14 protein-coding genes are annotated in these 17082 nt (G+C 47.2%); 5 read left to right on the top strand and 9 right to left on the bottom strand.

Annotated elements, in window-relative coordinates:
* Nucleotides 1-58: 58 nt before the first annotated feature.
* A complete protein-coding gene (locus Q0R37_RS00315) occupies nucleotides 59-1357 on the bottom strand; it encodes a CapA family protein (RefSeq protein WP_294749921.1) in 1299 nt (432 codons plus the stop codon).
* Between the two features lie 439 nt (nucleotides 1358-1796).
* Here Q0R37_RS00315 and Q0R37_RS00310 point away from each other — a divergent pair, with 439 nt between their 5' ends.
* Nucleotides 1797-4595 carry a glycoside hydrolase family 11 protein gene (locus Q0R37_RS00310; protein WP_294749918.1) on the top strand — a complete coding sequence of 933 codons (2799 nt, stop codon included), beginning with the start codon at nucleotides 1797-1799 and terminating at the stop codon, nucleotides 4593-4595.
* 98 nt (nucleotides 4596-4693) lie between these two features.
* On the opposite strand, the gene Q0R37_RS00305 is transcribed toward Q0R37_RS00310, so the two are convergent.
* The 3 genes from Q0R37_RS00305 to Q0R37_RS00295 all read right to left on the bottom strand — a co-directional run bounded on the left by Q0R37_RS00305 (nucleotide 4694) and on the right by Q0R37_RS00295 (nucleotide 6788).
* Nucleotides 4694-5302, bottom strand: a complete 609-nt coding sequence (locus Q0R37_RS00305) for a hypothetical protein (RefSeq protein ID WP_294749917.1) — start codon at nucleotides 5300-5302, stop codon at nucleotides 4694-4696.
* A 230-nt stretch (nucleotides 5303-5532) separates the two neighbouring features.
* Nucleotides 5533-6273, bottom strand: coding sequence for a DUF6678 family protein (locus Q0R37_RS00300; protein ID WP_294749915.1), 741 nt, complete (start codon nucleotides 6271-6273; stop codon nucleotides 5533-5535).
* Between the two features lie 41 nt (nucleotides 6274-6314).
* A complete protein-coding gene (locus tag Q0R37_RS00295) occupies nucleotides 6315-6788 on the bottom strand; it encodes a small multi-drug export protein (RefSeq protein ID WP_294749913.1) in 474 nt (157 codons plus the stop codon).
* A 202-nt stretch (nucleotides 6789-6990) separates the two neighbouring features.
* On the opposite strand from Q0R37_RS00295, the gene Q0R37_RS00290 reads away from it, so the two are divergent.
* On the top strand, nucleotides 6991-8436 hold the full coding sequence (locus Q0R37_RS00290) for a penicillin-binding transpeptidase domain-containing protein (RefSeq protein ID WP_294749911.1): 1446 nt from the start codon (nucleotides 6991-6993) through the stop codon (nucleotides 8434-8436).
* Between the two features lie 54 nt (nucleotides 8437-8490).
* On the opposite strand, the gene Q0R37_RS00285 is transcribed toward Q0R37_RS00290, so the two are convergent.
* On the bottom strand, nucleotides 8491-8805 hold the full coding sequence (locus Q0R37_RS00285) for a TfoX/Sxy family protein (protein ID WP_294749909.1): 315 nt from the start codon (nucleotides 8803-8805) through the stop codon (nucleotides 8491-8493).
* A gap of 215 nt (nucleotides 8806-9020) precedes the next feature.
* On the opposite strand from Q0R37_RS00285, the gene Q0R37_RS00280 reads away from it, so the two are divergent.
* Nucleotides 9021-10475 (top strand): penicillin-binding transpeptidase domain-containing protein, encoded by a 1455-nt coding sequence (locus Q0R37_RS00280; RefSeq protein ID WP_294749908.1) that lies wholly within the window; start codon nucleotides 9021-9023, stop codon nucleotides 10473-10475.
* A 59-nt stretch (nucleotides 10476-10534) separates the two neighbouring features.
* On the opposite strand, the gene Q0R37_RS00275 is transcribed toward Q0R37_RS00280, so the two are convergent.
* Nucleotides 10535-11125: a hypothetical protein gene (locus Q0R37_RS00275; RefSeq protein WP_294749906.1), complete on the bottom strand. Its 591-nt coding sequence runs from the start codon at nucleotides 11123-11125 to the stop codon at nucleotides 10535-10537.
* Nucleotides 11126-11313: 188 nt separating this feature from the next.
* Between Q0R37_RS00275 and thrH the strand changes: the two genes are divergently transcribed.
* Nucleotides 11314-11919 (top strand): bifunctional phosphoserine phosphatase/homoserine phosphotransferase ThrH, encoded by a 606-nt coding sequence (gene thrH / locus Q0R37_RS00270; RefSeq protein ID WP_294749904.1) that lies wholly within the window; start codon nucleotides 11314-11316, stop codon nucleotides 11917-11919.
* A 58-nt stretch (nucleotides 11920-11977) separates the two neighbouring features.
* The gene (gene nadE, locus Q0R37_RS00265) at nucleotides 11978-12727 is read left to right on the top strand and encodes an NAD(+) synthase (RefSeq protein WP_294749903.1); all 750 of its coding nucleotides are present in this window, start codon (nucleotides 11978-11980) and stop codon (nucleotides 12725-12727) included.
* Nucleotides 12728-12815: 88 nt separating this feature from the next.
* On the opposite strand, the gene Q0R37_RS00260 is transcribed toward nadE, so the two are convergent.
* The 3 genes from Q0R37_RS00260 to Q0R37_RS00250 form a co-directional block, all read right to left on the bottom strand.
* Nucleotides 12816-13274 carry a leucine-rich repeat domain-containing protein gene (locus Q0R37_RS00260; protein WP_294749901.1) on the bottom strand — a complete coding sequence of 153 codons (459 nt, stop codon included), beginning with the start codon at nucleotides 13272-13274 and terminating at the stop codon, nucleotides 12816-12818.
* A 195-nt stretch (nucleotides 13275-13469) separates the two neighbouring features.
* Nucleotides 13470-16199, bottom strand: coding sequence for an FtsX-like permease family protein (locus Q0R37_RS00255; RefSeq protein WP_294749899.1), 2730 nt, complete (start codon nucleotides 16197-16199; stop codon nucleotides 13470-13472).
* Nucleotides 16200-16203: 4 nt separating this feature from the next.
* Nucleotides 16204-16908, bottom strand: coding sequence for an ABC transporter ATP-binding protein (locus tag Q0R37_RS00250; protein WP_294749897.1), 705 nt, complete (start codon nucleotides 16906-16908; stop codon nucleotides 16204-16206).
* Nucleotides 16909-17082 lie beyond the last annotated feature (174 nt).

Genomic DNA, 17082 nt, shown 5'->3' with positions numbered 1-17082 from the left:
ACGCCAAATTTCAAGTACTTTATAAAAAATATATTTTTAAATTAATTTATTTGCTATTTTATTGCACTATGATGCCGTAATCTTTGTCCGTATCTGCGCTGATATGTGTATCATAATCAGCGGATATTTTTTCAAGCTCTTCAAGTATCTCCTTGCTGCCTGACAGCTCGGGCCAGCCGCGTCTGCTCCTCGGGAGCTCGAAGTGCAGAGTGATAGGATAAAGTTTTACCGAAGTTACCTTCTTCTCCTCCGTATCGAATTCTATGCTCGGGATAAAGCTTTCCCACGCTTCCTTGGTAGCGCAGAGTCCTCTTGTCTGACCGTTGCTCCTGATATCCATAGCCAGTCCCACAGAGCCGTAATACTCATAAGGGATAGAGTACTTCTCATAGAAATCGGCGGGAAGCTTCCTTTCAAGCTCATTTTTAAGCACGAAGTCGCCGAGACCGTAAAAGATCACACTGTCTCCGCGCTTTTCTATGCCTCTGATAACGTGTGCGCCGTGGCAGAAAACGATATTAGCTCCTGCATCTGCGGCAGCCTGACAGAATTCAACGATAAAGTCGTCGGCATAATTGTCCGTTCCCTTCAGCTGATGGCCGTGAACGGAAACGATAACGCAGTCAGCCTGTGATTTTGCTTCATTGATGCGGCTAACGACCCTGTCGAGGTCCTTTTCAAGGACATTTGACAGCTTTTTTATCTCGTCGCCCTCAGTAAAGCGCACATCTCTCAGCTTGATGTTCTTGCTCTGCATAACATAACCGTTTTTTGCGCCGAAATCTCTGTAGTCATTGATTCCCGAGCATAAGGCTATACGCTGCACAGCCTTAATAAGGTCGGGGGTCACCTGCAATACCTCCGTGTGTCTGAGCGGATTGACGCCGGGGCGTCCGTTCATATCCACGCTCTGATTGCCCGCAGCATCCGAATCGTGGAAGCTGCTCGTTACTGCGATCAAAGCTGCCCTGCCGTTTCTTGTCTCTATGTAGCACGGAGCTGAAGCCTCGGCAAGGTTCATTCCCGCTCCAGCAAAAGCAAGCTTTTTCTCTCTGAGGTATCCAAGTGTAGCTTCCAGACCCTTATGTGAAAAATCAAGCATATGGTTATTTGCGATACTCAGAAGATTGAATCCGTACTCCCTGACATCATCAAGGACGTCGGGATCGGCCATCGAGTAGCCGCCGCCAGGAAAAAGCGATGGATAGCCCTCATTTCTGTGTATAGTCGTTTCAAGGTTTCCGAATCTCACATCATGAGACATGAGAAGCGACCTGATCTCCTCAAAACCCTTGTATTTCCCCTCAGGAAGACGATCAGCGATAAGAATATCTCCGCAGCCCGATATCTTTAACATATTTTTCTCTCCTTAATATTTTTCCATTTCCAAACCCTTAATACGCATATGTATATTGCGTACATATAAATATTATATCGCTAATTATGCAAAAATACAAGAGTTTTAAGGTCAAAAAAATGAGGTTAAAAGATAATACGCAATAATTGATAAACTGCCAGTTCTACCGCAAAAATCAACCGATCCCGAGCGGAGAACGGCAGCCCATTTTCACGATATGCCGCATCTACCGAAACAAAGCGTTCTTCCCCTGCATACGAAAATGACCGGAAAAAGCTGTGTCCGCAAGATTTGACTTGCTTTTTTGATACAAATATAATAAAATAAATATAAGAATCGTGGAAAAGAAAGTGCATAAGGGATAATACCGCTCTTTTAGCTTTTACACGGTCGAAAAGGATATGAATTATCACCTTTCAGAAAGTGAGGAATGATCAAAATGAACAAGAGTATTTTCAAAAGGCTTGTCAGTGCAGGTCTGAGTGCAGCAATGCTTACATTCAGTGTCCCGTCTGCTCCCGCTACCTTCGTTCAGGCTGCCGATCAGCAGGACAGAGGCAATATCGGCGGATATGACTACGAAATGTGGAATCAGAACTACACAGGTCAGGCTTCAATGAACCCAGGCGCAGGTTCCTTCACCTGTTCATGGAGCGGAATTGAAAACTTCCTGGCTCGTATGGGCAAGAACTACGACAGCAAGAAGCAGAATTACAAGCAGATAGGCTCCGACATCGTACTGACCTATGATGTTGAGTACACACCAAGAGGAAACTCTTATATGTGCGTTTACGGATGGACAAGGAACCCTCTCATGGAGTACTACATCGTTGAAGGCTGGGGCGACTGGCGTCCGCCCGGAAACGGTGCAGAGAGAAAAGGACAGGTATCGCTGAACGGCAATACATATGATATATGCAAGACGATGCGCTACAATCAGCCTTCTCTCGACGGTACCGCAACATTCCCGCAGTACTGGAGCATCCGCCAGATGAGCGGTTCACAGAATAATACCACAAACTATATGAAGGGCACAATTGACGTATCCAAGCACTTTGACGCATGGTCAAAGGCAGGACTTGATATGTCGGGTACTCTTTACGAGGTATCGCTGAATATCGAAGGCTACCGCTCAAACGGTCAGGCCAACGTAAAGAGCGTGAGAGTATACGAGAACGGCCTTGACAACGATCCCTACCCTGATCCTAATATACCCGAGAAGGTCGTAGACCCCGACGAAAACGGTGACTACTTCACAAACGACTTTGAGAGCGGCACAGGCGACTGGGCAGGAAGAGGCAACGCTTCTGTTGAAACAAACAGCAAGAACTTCTACGACGGTTCCAAGTCACTCTATGTTACAGACAGAGCCAATGAGTGGAACGGCTGTGCTATCCCGCTGGATTCAAGTGCTTTCGTTCCGGGCGAGACATACAGCTTCAGTGCAGCTGTCCTTCAGACAACGGGCAGCAATGTAACCATACAGATGTCACTCCAGCAGGGCGACGGAAACGGCGCCGCTTATACACAGATCGCTGACTGCACCGCAAAGAGCGGCGAGTGGACAAAGCTTGAGAACACAAAGTTCACTATCCCGTCCAATTCCGGCGATATGACGCTTTACATCGAGACTCCCGAAAGCTCGGGCGACCTGTGCGATTTCTATGTTGACACAGTTCAGGTATCCAAGTCGGGCAAGGCTTCATCTGTTGTAACAGGTCAGGGTACTGTAGGTACATCGTCAGGCACAGGACAGCAGGGAAACGAAAATGAGAACGGCAGCGGCTCAGGCAATATCGACAAGAGCAAGACCATAAAGATCATGCCTGTCGGCGACTCTATCACCAACGGCGACGGCGAGCAGGGCGGATACAGAAAGTATCTCTACAGCGCTCTCACAAAGCTGGGCTACAAGATCGACATGGTAGGTCCCAACGGCAGAGACAGTGCTTCTGCAAACGGCATCACTTACGATGACAACCATGCAGGCTTCAGCGGATATCAGATCAAGGAAGTTCCGGGCTGGGGACAGCAGCAGGGCGGCAAGGGAAGTCTCTACAACGAGCTCAAGAACGGCAATGCCGTTAAGCAGGCTCAGCCCGATATAATCCTCCTCATGATCGGTACCAACGATCTGACAGCTAACCGTTCAATGGACGCCTGTGCGTCTGACCTTCGTGCTATGCTGGATTATATGCTTGCGGATATGCCTTCCGACGGAATGATATTCCTTGCTTCCGTTCCCGAGCACACAGCTTACGGCGGAAATACTCAGAAGATCGCAAACTATAACAATACAGTAAAGAGCGTAGCCGAGGAGTACGCAAGCAAGGGCAAGAATGTAAAGTTTGCCGATGTTCACGGCTGTCTCGACGGCATGAACGATATCAGCGGCGATCAGCTCCACCCCAACGGCACAGGCTATAAAAAGATCGGTGAGTTCTGGGCAGGTGTTATAGACGAATATGTTGTCGCTTCACAGCCTGTTGTAACTACAACTACGACTACCACAACAACTACCACCACTACTACGACTACAACGACCACAACAACAACAACAACTACTACTACTACTACAACTACAACTTCTACATCTACTACGACCACAACAGCTTCAACAACCCCCCCTGTTGCTTCCACACACGTAACATACAAATTCAATGAAGTCATCTCTTATCCTTCCAAGACAACATATACAGAAGGCGAAGAGCTCTCTGTCAAGGGATATAAGTTCTCTGCAACAGGTACCGACGGCTCGGAAAAGATCTTCGATTTCTCCAATACTTCTTATGTCGAGCCGAATACCATGTGCACGATAATCGACAAGAACGGCAATAAAACAGGCGGCAAGGACTTCAATACTCTTCCCGCAGGTGAATATACCGTTAAATTCTCTGAAACCCTCGGCAGCTATTACACTCACGACCTTTGCAACGATGTTGATCTCTCCTATAAGGTAACTATCAACGGAAAAGAAAACGACTCCGATATCAAGGCAACACTTCTCGGAGATGTAAACTGCGACGGCGGAATAGATATGGCAGATGCTGTACTCATAATGCAGTCTCTTGCAAATCCAAACAAGTACGGCATAGGCGGTACAGATGAGCATGCTCTCACAGAACAGGGCAAGGCAAATGCTGACGTTGACCAAAATTCACCGGGTATCACAACAGGAGATGCTCTGATTATACAGCGTTATCTGCTCGGACTTGTAAAGAAGCTTCCGCTGCTTTAATCCATAACAGGCAGTTTAAGCTTAAAGCAATACATGACCAACAAAAAAGTCGGAATATTTAAAATATTCCGACTTTTTTGTTTTTATTTTCGCTTTTCTTACTGTTTTATGAAGAAATTCTTTGCACCTGCATTTTCCTTATCGTCGTGCCATACAAGACCTGTCTCCGTGCCTTCCTCAGAGATCTGGATATAGCCTGTTCCGTCAGTGTACTCAGTTCCGCTCATAACAGAGCCGTCCTCACCGACAGTCATGGTGCTCTTTACACAGTTCTCGTAATTAAGTACCTGTCTGCCGTTGAATTCGCCTGTAAAGTACCACTCAATGACCTCTTTGTCAGACTTCTTGCGTGAGATATGCACAGTATAGAGCTCATCGTTGGTGCAGTCAATGGAAAGCGTATCTTTTCTGTCTGTCTTGTCGCAGTAAAGTCCCTCGAAAAGATCGTTGTGAAGAGAAGCTGTTGTGCCTTCGTCTTCGGAAGCCGTGCTGTCCTCACCATCAGCTGTTGATGCTTCTGTTGTTTCGCTTTCGGCCGTAGTTTCCTCTGCGCCTGTTGTTGTCTCGGAAGCGGTTGTTTCTTCCTGTGAAGCAGTTGTTGCAGTAGTTTTTTCAGTGGTGCTTTCCTTTGCGGAATTGCTGTCAGCTTTACCGCAGCCGCAAAGCATCATTGTAAGTGCCATAGCAATTACCATTTTTCTTTTCATTTTTATCGCTCCTAAATATAAATGTCTTTGTTTTCTGCCGAAGCAGAAAACAGGTCATAATATCATTTTAATGACCTGTTATACTATAGCACAACCGCAGGCATTTTTCAACTACAAAACGGTTACATAATAAATTTCGGCGTATTTACCATTTTAAATCAAACAAGGCAAAAACACATAGATGATGTTCATATAATATCATTCCGAATGTCATATGAGTGCTGTATCCGTTATTTATAACCGTAAACCACAAAAGCCTGCTCACCTTCATCATATTCATACGGGATACTGTATTTCCGTAGTATCTGCACAAGCTCTTCTTTCTTATGGCAGACAGTTATCTCAGGGGGGAGCAGAGCTCCGACGTGCCTGTAATTTGTTATCGTACTTTTTATTTTCATCCATTCGATCTGAGCAAGGTCCATATGTACGATATCCTCATCGCCGTAAAGATCCCAGTAGTCATCGGGCGGGAGCTCATCAAACAGCGTCTTGTACTGAAGCACGATATCTCTCATGCCTTCATTGAGCGCATTGAGCAGTTCATGCCATTTGGTATTATTCATATATGAGGTCAGCCCCTTTTCCTCGGCCAAAGAAGCTATCCTCTCCCTCAGCGTCTTTTTGTTCCGGAATTTTCCGTTTTCGATATCGTCGATAAGCCGCTGCATTCTTCCGAACAGAGCTTCATCGGCCTTTGAAAAATGGTATATCGGAGATACAGCCTGTCCGTCTTTCAGAACATAATAACATCCCGAGCCGCGTCTGAACTCCGACATAACTGCCAAAAAACGCAGGTTTCCTTTCCATTCGGCTTCAAAAATATTTTGACTGCGTTCCCCGTCCGCCGTATCTGACGGAACAGCTCTGCCGCTTCGCAGATCAAGGACCTCGCACAAAGTATCATACAGTATATCATCACCCTTTCGATCAGTCTGTAAAATTCGTATAACAATATAAAAAACAGCCACAAGGAAATCTGCTCTCCTTAATGGCTGTCTGATATGTACTCTTATTTTACGGCGCTGAATGCTGCGAATCCGAGAAGAGTTGCCGCCGTAATGATAACAGCCGCAAGGAGCACTCCCAGCGTTACCGCAAGGATACTCTTCTTGAAGTCAAGATCGAGCAGACTTGCCGCAAGGGTTCCCGTCCACGCGCCTGTACCCGGAAGCGGGATTCCGACGAAAAGAAGAAGCGCCCAGAACATACCCTTTCCTGCCTTTGCCTTGAGCTTTTCACCGCCGTGATGACCCTTTTCAAGACACCATGTAAAGAATTTGCCTATATATTTTTTATCCTTTCCCCATTCCAGCACCTTTCTTGCAAAGAAGAAAATGATCGGAACGGGTATCATATTGCCTATCATACAGATGATAACAGCGTAATACCACTTCACGCCCATGCGAACGCCGAAGGGGATGCCGAGTCTCAGCTCCACAAGGGGTACCATGGAAATAAGGAATGTAAGAATATACTTTAACATAATAAAACTCGCTTTCATTTAAAAATTACATACACCATATTATCTCATATATTTTCAAAATAGTCAAGTACTTTTTTCGCTAAAGGTCGTTCAAAGTTTTTCTTCAGAAGTTAACCGCTGCCCCTGTTGCTTTTTCTGATATTATATGTTATAATATCCGTAAATTGTCTTTTACAAAATATATACTTTAAGGAACGATAATATGAAAACAAACAGAACAACTGCTCTTGCAGCTTCAATAGCTCTCCTTGCCGCTCTAACTTCATGCGGCTCATCACCTGTCGGCAAGGCTGACACAGGCGAAACATCCGTCTCAACCACAGCAGCTTCCGTAACTACAGAAGCCGAAACAAAAACAGCTGCCGCAACAACTCTTCCGCAAAACACGGGAGCAAAGGGAAACATCTTCGATTCAAAGGGACATCTCCTTGTTACCGATGCAGAAGACGGCAAGCGCAGGAGCTTTGCAGGCGATTATGCCGTATCCTTTGCAAATATAATCACTTCAATGTCCGACGGCTACGACACAGCCTTCGATAAGATACTGACAGCTCCTTCCGGCGAGGACAGCTGTCAGTCCATAAAGCTCACCATTGACGGCGATGTTCAGAACGACATCTACAGCTATATGGAGAGCATAAACCTCAGAGGAGCAGTCGTGGTCCTCAGGACAGACGGCTCCATAATGGCACAAGTAAGCTACCCGTCATATGATCCCAACGCTGTCGAGGATCAGAAATATAACGATGATCTTGCATGGGGAGATGTGGGAAACAAGGCTTTCAGCAACTATGAACCCGGCTCATGCTTCAAAATAATGTCAGAAGTCCTTGCTGACAGATACGGAATATACTCTCTCTACGACGACGGTACATGGGACTTCGGCAACGATCACCCCATTGTCAACTGGGACCACAAGACCAACAAGAACAGCTACCCTATCCCCAACCGTTCGCTGAACTCCGCATTCATCAATTCCAGCAACATATTCTTTGCAAAAGCCTTTGAGCAGATAGGCGAGGAAAATGTTCTCAGCGACCTCAGGACCATATTCCACTTCGGAGCCGAAGATTCCGACGATATACACTGCGATTTCGGCGACCTCAGCAACAATATCGAGATAGAGGACATAGACGATCTCCGCAGGAGCGCATTCGGTCAGGCAAAGGTGCTCACCTGCCCTATTTTCCTTGCAGCTCTCGGCAGAGAGGCAGTATTCGGAGATATGGTGACTCCCTTTGTAATGAAGGATATAGTTGACAGCTCCGACCCCAACAAAAAAACAGGCAGCGGCTCAAAGGCCAATGATGTTATAGCGTCCATACCGCCCGAGTGCAGGGACAATCTCCTGAGCGTCATGGGCTCTGTTGGCGCTGATATAGGCGTTTACGTCCCCGACGGCTACAGCTTCTACGCAAAAACGGGTACGGCAGAGGGCTGGCTCGGCGACTTCCTTTACATTACGGGCTGTGTGAAGAACTACAACGACAATGGCGCACAGAGCTGGGACAGCTACGACAATTACGGCGAGACAGGCTCATATGTGGTAGTAATGGAGATACAGAACCCCGCAGACCACGGCTTTGAGTTCGCATCACAGTCCGCAGGAGTTTACCGTCAGATACTTGACAGAGTTATCGGCAAATAACATAATAAAGACTATACGCCCCGAAGCATCGTTTCGGGGCGTAACCTGTTATACTCACTTCTTTTTTCTCGGCGCGGGCAGCTCCTCTGCCATACTCTCAACAAGCTCCCTGAGGAATTCCTTATTGTCGATATCCTCAACGAGAAGCATTTCCTTAGCGCCCTCGTAGGGAAGCTCATAAGCCGCATCGGGCATCAGCCTTTTTGCGGAAGCAGTCGGCTTAACAAGGAATCTGTCATCGTAGATGCCGCCAATGACTTTTCCCTGACAATAGATGATGTACTCCCCCATCATTGCCCTGTACGATATATTTTCCAACTCTGAGAGCTGTTCCAGCACGAAATCAAGATATCCTCTGCCTGAAGCCATGATACTGCTCCTTTACACGTTTATATTCCAATTATAATCCTTACAGTATATTTTGTCAAGTAATGTACACTTTTCCACAGAAATTCGCAGATTTTTTCGATTTTATTCTTTGAAACATATTGACGTTTCATGTAAAAAATTGTATAATTAAGGTATGACTTTCCCGCATCCTTCAGGGTGCGAAAATGCAAATATTTCTGAGGACGGTAAAAAAAATGATTTTCAGGGGAACAAAGCTTCTGCTGCTGCTCGGAGCAGCTGCCGCAGCAATGTCGTTTCCGTCCTGTTCGGCAGAGGTCGGACAATTTGAAGTCCATCACAACACAGACCTGTCAAAGTCCGTGACCACTGCTGCTGCATCAGAGACGACAACAACTACCACGACTACCGCTCTGGTATACAGGGGAAACATTTACGATACTAATTTAAATCTCGTTACATACGGCACCTATGCCAAAGGAGAGTACGACGAGCGCCTTTACGGTGAAAACTGCGCCTACTCCTTCAGCAATATCATAAGCGAAGCCTCAGGCGGCTTCGACAGCTCACTGAGTGAGCTGCTGAAAAAGGCAAATCCTACGCATATAAACGCCGACCACGATGTGGGAAGCTCCGTAAGACTGACCATAGATTCCGATGTACAGACCGCTCTTAGCTCATATATGGCTAATATGGGTATGTCGGGCTCGATAGTGGTGCTCAGGACCGACGGCTCCATACTTGCTGAGGTATCATACCCCACCTATGACCCCGAGCTTTACTATTCCGACGCGGAATACAGAGACGCCCTGTGGTCGGGAGCTCTCGAAAACAAGGCATTCACCAATGCCTCACCGGGTTCGTGCTTCAAGATAATGTCCGAGGTCATAGCCGACAAGAACGGCATAACCTGCCTCTACGACGACGGAGAATGGATAGACAGCGGAGCAACTATCGTGAACTGGGATCACGATATCGGCGGCTATCCTGTGCCCGAGAGAACGCTGTATTCAGCCTTTGTCAACTCCAGCAACATATTCTTCGCAAAGGCTTTCGATACGCTGGGAGCCGAAACGGTACTCAGCGATCTTAACAGCCTGTTCCATTTCTGTGCCCCAATAAGCTGTGATTTCGGGTCTATCGAGAACAATATCGAGATAAACTGCCTTGACGACCTGCGCCGAAGCGCATTCGGTCAGGCATATGTCAAGACCTGTCCCATATATCTTGCCGCACTGGGCAGAGAAGCCGTATTCGGCGATATGGTCAAGCCCTTCGTGGTACAGCAGATAGTCGATACCGCAGACCCGTCAAAGGAATGTGCCAAGGGAACAGCTCCATATGAGGTCATCGCAAGCATCCCCGAGGAGAACCGACAGAATCTGCTTGAATGTATGAGAGCTGTCGCATATAATCTCGGAATATACGTCCCCGAGAACTATGAATTTTTCGCCAAAACGGGAACTGCCGAAACAGGCAGAGGAGATTTCCTTTATATTACGGGCTGTCTCAGGAATGTCGCAGACCGCTCGGGCGAAAAAGTAAAGTACACGGACTACAGCGATTACGGCTCGGACGGCTCATACATAATAGTTATGCAGCTGCAAAATCCTGCGGATTTCGGATTTGACTTCGCAAGTCAGACAGGCTATCTATATCAGGGCATAATCAATACCGTGCTTTCATACTGATATGGTCCATTAAAATAAATTCAGCCCCGAAGCCTTCAAAAGCTTCGGGGCTGTGCTATTTATACCCGATCCGAAACCTCTGCCTTTTCACCGTATTGCTCCATATGAAGTCCGAGAAGCAAAAGGATGATAAACAGGTTTTCCCAGATGAAAAAAGTCTGAAACAGCGGTCTGAAACCGATAAAGAACATCACAACGAATACAGCCGCATATATCAGAGACAAAACAGCGATGATCCGCTGGACCTTGCTTTTGGTGAGTATTGCTGACAGCACAAAGGAAACGGTTGCCGCCAGCATAAGACCTATAGCAAAGTAATTGTGAAGTATGGTCGTGGTAATGCTGTGTTTTCCGTTGCACGGAAAAAAAGCTGTTCCGAAAATGCACAGGAAAACCACTGTATAAACGATCTTCTTCAGGAGCGGCAATTTCAGTTTAAATGCGTAAATGCTCAGCAGTACGAGCATCATTACCGCCGAAATAAAATACAGTACCGACATTGAGTAATGCAGCCCTACATATTCCGAAAAAGAAAGCCTGAGATCATATCTGTATATTCCCTTAAGCCATGAATAAGCAACAGCTGCAACAGCGGTTATCACAAATATCAATCCAGCAATGATCGGGAACTTATTCTTGTATTTATCCATTTATATTTCCTCTTTCAAGACATTTTGCCGAAGCACAGGCTTCGTATCCATGCATAAATTATTATACAATAAAATATATCAGCTGTCAACACAGATACTTTCACCGCTGCTCTTATTTTTTTCTTTACAAACATCATAAAAAGTTGTATAATAGTTGAGTAAGATATTTTTTAACGGAGGAATTCATTATGTATATAACTTGTCTTGATCTTGAGGGAGTTCTTGTGCCCGAGATATGGATCGCCTTTTCGGAAGCAAGCGGCATTCCCGAGCTTAAAAAGACCACCCGTGACGAGCCCGATTACGATAAGCTCATGAACTGGCGTCTCGGCGTTCTCAAGGAGCACGGTCTCGGACTCAAAGAGATACAGGATACCATAGCAAAGATCGAACCAATGGAAGGCGCAAAGGAGTTCCTTGACGCTCTCCGCGAGCTTGGTCAGGTAATAATCATCAGCGATACGTTCACACAGTTTGCAGCACCTCTCATGAAGAAGCTGGGCTGGCCGACTATCTTCTGCAACAGCCTCGAAGTAGCTGAAAACGGCGAGATAACAGGCTTCAGGATGCGCTGCGAGAAGTCCAAGCTCACAACGGTAAAGGCTCTCCAGTCCATAGGCTATGATACTATCGCCAGCGGCGACAGCTACAACGACCTCGGAATGATAGAAGCAAGCAAGGCGGGCTTCCTTTTCCGCAGCACAGAGCAGATAAAGAAGGATCACCCCGAGCTTCCCGCATATGAGACATATGACGAGCTTCTTGCAGCAATAAAGAAGGCAATGGCAGAATAAAACGGCTGACAGCGGCTGATTGCCGCGCTGCCGCAACATAAAGAGCGGAGGTATTTTTATGAGCTACAGTTTCAATGCAGAGAAAGTGACAAATGAAGTAGTTGAGTGGGTACGCGACCTGTTCGAGAAAACTGCTTCACCTACAACGAATGCCGTAATAGGCATATCGGGAGGAAAGGACAGCTCCGTAGCCGCAGCAGTATGTGCAAAGGCTCTCGGCAGGGACAGAGTTATCGGCGTTCTCATGCCTCAGGGCGAACAGGCTGATATATCCTACAGTCACCTGCTTGTTGACACTCTCGGTATCAGGAGCTATACCGTCAACATAGGCGATACGGTAACGGCTTTCATGAACGAACTGAAAAAGCACGTTGAGCCTTCCGATCAGGCAATAGTCAACACTCCCGCGCGTATCAGGATGACCACTCTCTACGCCATAGCGGCCTGCCACAACGGCAGAGTAGTAAATACCTGCAACCTTTCCGAGGACTGGGTAGGCTACTCCACAAAGTACGGCGACGCCGCAGGAGACTTCTCTCCCCTTTCGGACCTTACGGTAACCGAGGTATTACAGGTAGGCGAGGTACTCGGACTTCCCAACGAGCTTGTGCATAAAGTACCGATAGACGGCCTCTGCGGCAAGACCGACGAAGAAAATCTCGGCTTTACATATGCCATGCTGGATAAGTACATCCGCGGCGAGGACGACCTCAGCTCCGTACCCGATATAAAGGAGAAGATAGACCGCCTTCACAGGGCAAATCTCCACAAGCTCCAGCTCATGCCCAAATACGAACAGAACAAGTAATATCAAAGCCCGTGCAGCAGCACGGGCTTTTTGTACGTCGGGACAAAGAAACACCCCGCCCATTATTACGGACGGGGGTGTGGGATTATCAAACCGCAATTGCTTTGTCAAGGCGGCGAAGAGAATGTCTTATCTCCTGCCATCTTTCGTCATCGAGTTCCGAGTTGAGTACAAACTTGTAGATCCTGCCTTCATGCAGTACATTGACCGACACAAGACGGTCACAGCCTGCAAAGGCGTGTTTTCCTATCTCTTTGAGAGTTGAAGGGATAGTCAGATCACTGAGGTTATGACAGCCCTTGAACGCATACCAGCCCAACCTTATAGTGCTTTCGGGAAGAGCAATGCATTTCAGGTTATCACAGCCGCTGAATGCCGTGTCAGCAATAAGCTGAACGGTATCGGGTAAAAGGATCCTCACAAGATTAGTACAGCCGTTAAAAGCTCCTTCGCCGATGATGCCTACATCATCTGGAACAAAGATCTCGGTGACGTTTCTCTCGTCTTTGTACTTTTTGAGTACGCCTCTTCTGATCTTGTAATTCATTCATTATTCTCCTTATCGATTACCTCGATACATTTCCCCTTGAACCTCTTTTATCTTTTTTAGGTTCATTTTTATTATATCACAAAAAACACAAAATGTCAATGCTCCGCAAGGACTATTCCCCTATATTTGGTGAATTGCACAAAAATGCCCTCCCCCGATTGAAGGGAGAGCAAATTTCGGTTATCATTTAAGTTATTCAACGGATTTAAGCGATTCAGCCATGTTGATCCTCTCAAGTTTTATCTGCATGAACAGGTTTACGGCAACGGTGAAAAGGAAGGTCAGCAGAATACTGTAAAGGTAGCTCTCAGGCGCTATAGACACGCTGAAATCCACAAGATCCACCCTTATCTGCGCCATTACAAACCTGTGGAGCAGTATTCCGAGACCAACTCCCGCAATGATGCCCATAGCAGTCAGCGCAAGGTTCTCACGGAGAACATATGCCGAGGTCTCGCGCCTGAAAAAGCCCAAGACCTTTATGGTCGCGATCTCCCGCTGACGCTCCGTGATATTGATATTCGTAAGGTTATAGAGCACGATGAACGCAAGGCCTGCCGCACAGATGATAACGATGAGAACGATATAGTCAAGGCTGCCCATCATTTTGCCGAGCCTTACCTTGAGATCGTCAAACACCAGCATCTGAAGAACGTGATTGTCCTTTGATATAGCCGCCTGCGCTTCATGGACGTCGGAATCCTTTCTGAAGTTGAGAAACGCGCTGTTAAGCGGAACGTCTTCCCCCAGCTGTTCACATACAGTGTCTCTTCCCATGAAAACCACGTTGTATACATGGTTTTCAAAGACTCCCGTGACCTTTACGCTGAGCTCCTTCATATTTTCGTTTCTGAGCCTCATTATGCTGCCTTTTTTTATGCCATAGCGCTCCGCTATACTGTGGCTGACGACAGCCTCGCCCTTTGCGGGAGCTTCGAGGGGCTTACCGCTGATATCATGGAGACTGAAATAGTTTTCCATACCGCTGAAATCCTCGGCAGCGTTCAGTGTCACGCTCTTGACCTTTTTACCGTAAAGCAGGTCCCACGAGCCTGTATACAGGAAGGTATAGTCCTCGGTATTATCATCGAGGACCTGTTTCAGCTCATCGGGTATGCCGTCCTCGGTCTTTCTGAGAACTGCGGAAGCGTCAGCCACCTGTATCTCGCTATACTGCGTATCCGCAAAGCCCGCAATTGAATCCTTTATGCCGAAGCCCGTCAGGAGCAGTGCCATACAGCCGCCGATACCGAGTATCATCATAAACAAACGCTTTTTGTATCTGAAAATATTCCTTATAGATACTTTTTTAAGGAATTTCAGCCTGTTCCATATAAAGCCGATGTATTCAAGGAATACACGCTTGCCGGGCTTTGGTGCCTTTGGTCTCATAAGTGCAGCCGCAGTTTCCGAAAGCTCAATGCGGCAGCTGAACCATGTTACTCCCACCGAGCACAGAAGCGATACTGCAAGAGCTATGATGGCGAGCTTGCGGTCAAAAAGATACTTCATCGGGAGATCAAGGTACATAAGGGTATATGTTTTCCAGATTATCTTCGGGAAAAGGTAAGTACCCGCGCCGTAGCCGAGCACACAGCCAAGTATCGCAGCCGTTCCCGAGTAAAACATATATTTTCCCATAACAGAGCCTTCCGAATAGCCCAGAGCTTTAAGTCCGCCTATCTGAGTACGCTGTTCCTCCACCATTCGGCTCATGGTAGTCATGCAGACAAGAGCTGCGACCAGTATAAAGAATACAGGGAATACTCTTGCCACCTGAGCAACTATCTCGGAATCGCTCTCAAAGCAGGCGTAGCCGATATTGGTATTTCTGTCAAGGACGTATATATCGGGCTTTTTCTGCTTTGCAAGGTCATTTTCTCCCTTTTGCAGCTCATCCTCCGCGTCCTTTATCTGCTTTTCGTAATCGGCAGCGGAGCTCTCGTACTCCGCAAGTCCGTTTTCGTAATCGGCATAAGCCGCGTTGTACTGCTCCATACCCGAAGCATACTGATCGGGCATGATATCCTTTATCTGCTGAAGCTGAGCAAGCTGCTCGTCAAGCTGTGCCTTGCCCTCATCGAGGCTTTTCTTCGCCTCATCAAGCTTCTGCTGACCCTCAGCCTTCTTGTCGTCCAGCTCTTTTCTGCCGTCGCGGAGCTTTTCCTCGGCTTCGCTGTAAAGCTTATCGAATCTTATATCAGCACGGGACTGTGCGATTTCCTTCCACTGCTCCTCCCTGCCGTCCATATAGTCCTCATACTCGTCAGAATAAATGGTATGATCCTGATCGAAGCGCAGGTAAGCCTCGGTATACACCTCAAAGTTGAAGGAGTCCTTCGGGAAATAAGCAAAGGTCCTTATCTCGCCGTTTCCGAGAGAGGAATTACCTCTTTCAAAGTTGATGTACAAAGGCGACTCGACCAAGCCGACAACCGTAAATGTCTCATGCTTGAACCTCTGTCTTATTGAATCGGGATTTGTTCCCGCTATGGTAAGCTGGAGCCCTATCCCGTATTTGCCGTTTTCAACAAGACATTCGCTGTTTTTCTCGGGCATTCTTCCCGAGACGAGCTTGAGCTTGTTGACATTTTCCGTGATGGAGTGAGCTCTCACCACATATTCGTTTACGCCAGACGCAAGGAAATCCGCGGAATAAGCTCCCTCAGCGCAGCGGACACCGCTTTGTCCCGCAAAGTCCTCGATGTCCTCGTCGGTCCAGCCTATTGCGGACATGAGCCTGTAATCGTAAAACTGATTCTCGTCAAGGAATCTGTCAATTGTATCCACCATTGCGGGAGTAGTTATCCTTACGCCCGAAAAGAAGCCTACTCCGAGGGCAATTATCGCCAAAATAGCGAAAAAACGTCCGAATGAGCCGCGTATCTCACGAAGCGCAGTCTTTTTTATTGCAGATCTCATAGCATCACCACTCTATTTCTGAAATATCCGCAGGCTTTTCATTCAGACGGATGCCTGAAACAGTACCGTTTTTCACCGTTATAATACGGTCAGCCATGGGAGTAAGCGCCTGATTGTGAGTGATGACCACTACCGTCATGCCTTTTTCGCGGCAGGTGTCCTGCAATAGCTTAAGGACTGCCTTTCCCGTAGCGTAGTCAAGAGCGCCTGTAGGCTCGTCACAGAGGAGCAGCTTGGGATTTTTTGCAAGAGCGCGGGCAATAGCCACACGCTGCTGCTCACCGCCAGAGAGCTGTGCCGGGAAATTCTTCATACGCTCCGAAAGTCCCACCTGATCGAGAACCTTTTTCGCGTCAAGGGGGTCGCGGCATATCTGAGAAGCAAGCTCAACATTTTCAAGAGCCGTAAGGTTCTGCACAAGATTGTAGAACTGGAAAACAAATCCCACATCATAGCGTCTGTACGCGGTCAGCTTTCTCTTGCTCAGGGAAGAGATCTCCGTACCGTCGAGGAATACGCTTCCGCTTGAAAGTGTATCCATACCTCCGAGTATATTGAGTATGGTAGTCTTTCCCGCACCCGATGCACCGACGATGATGCAGAATTCGCCCTTATTTATCTCAAAGCTGGCGTCATTGAGGGCGTGTATCTCCACCTCGCCTGTTTTATATGTCTTTTTCACATTTTTAAATTCAACATAAGCGCTCATAGTATCCCTTTCCTTAACAATTTTTACGGAAGCGGTACGCCGCCGTGCATGGACGCAGGCGTCCGACGGTTTCGCCCGCATTGCTGACTGTATTTTCGGTAATTGCAGCGAAACCGTCAGGCGGAGCAAAGCTCCGCCTATGCACGGCGGCTGCAAAACGACCCGAAACTCACT

Origin of the sequence: uncultured Ruminococcus sp. (assembly GCF_946415235.1) — a bacterium.
Lineage (GTDB): Bacteria > Bacillota > Clostridia > Oscillospirales > Ruminococcaceae > Ruminococcus.
The sequence above is the reverse complement of the archived record's forward strand: the minus strand, read 5'-3'. Positions and strand labels throughout refer to the sequence as shown.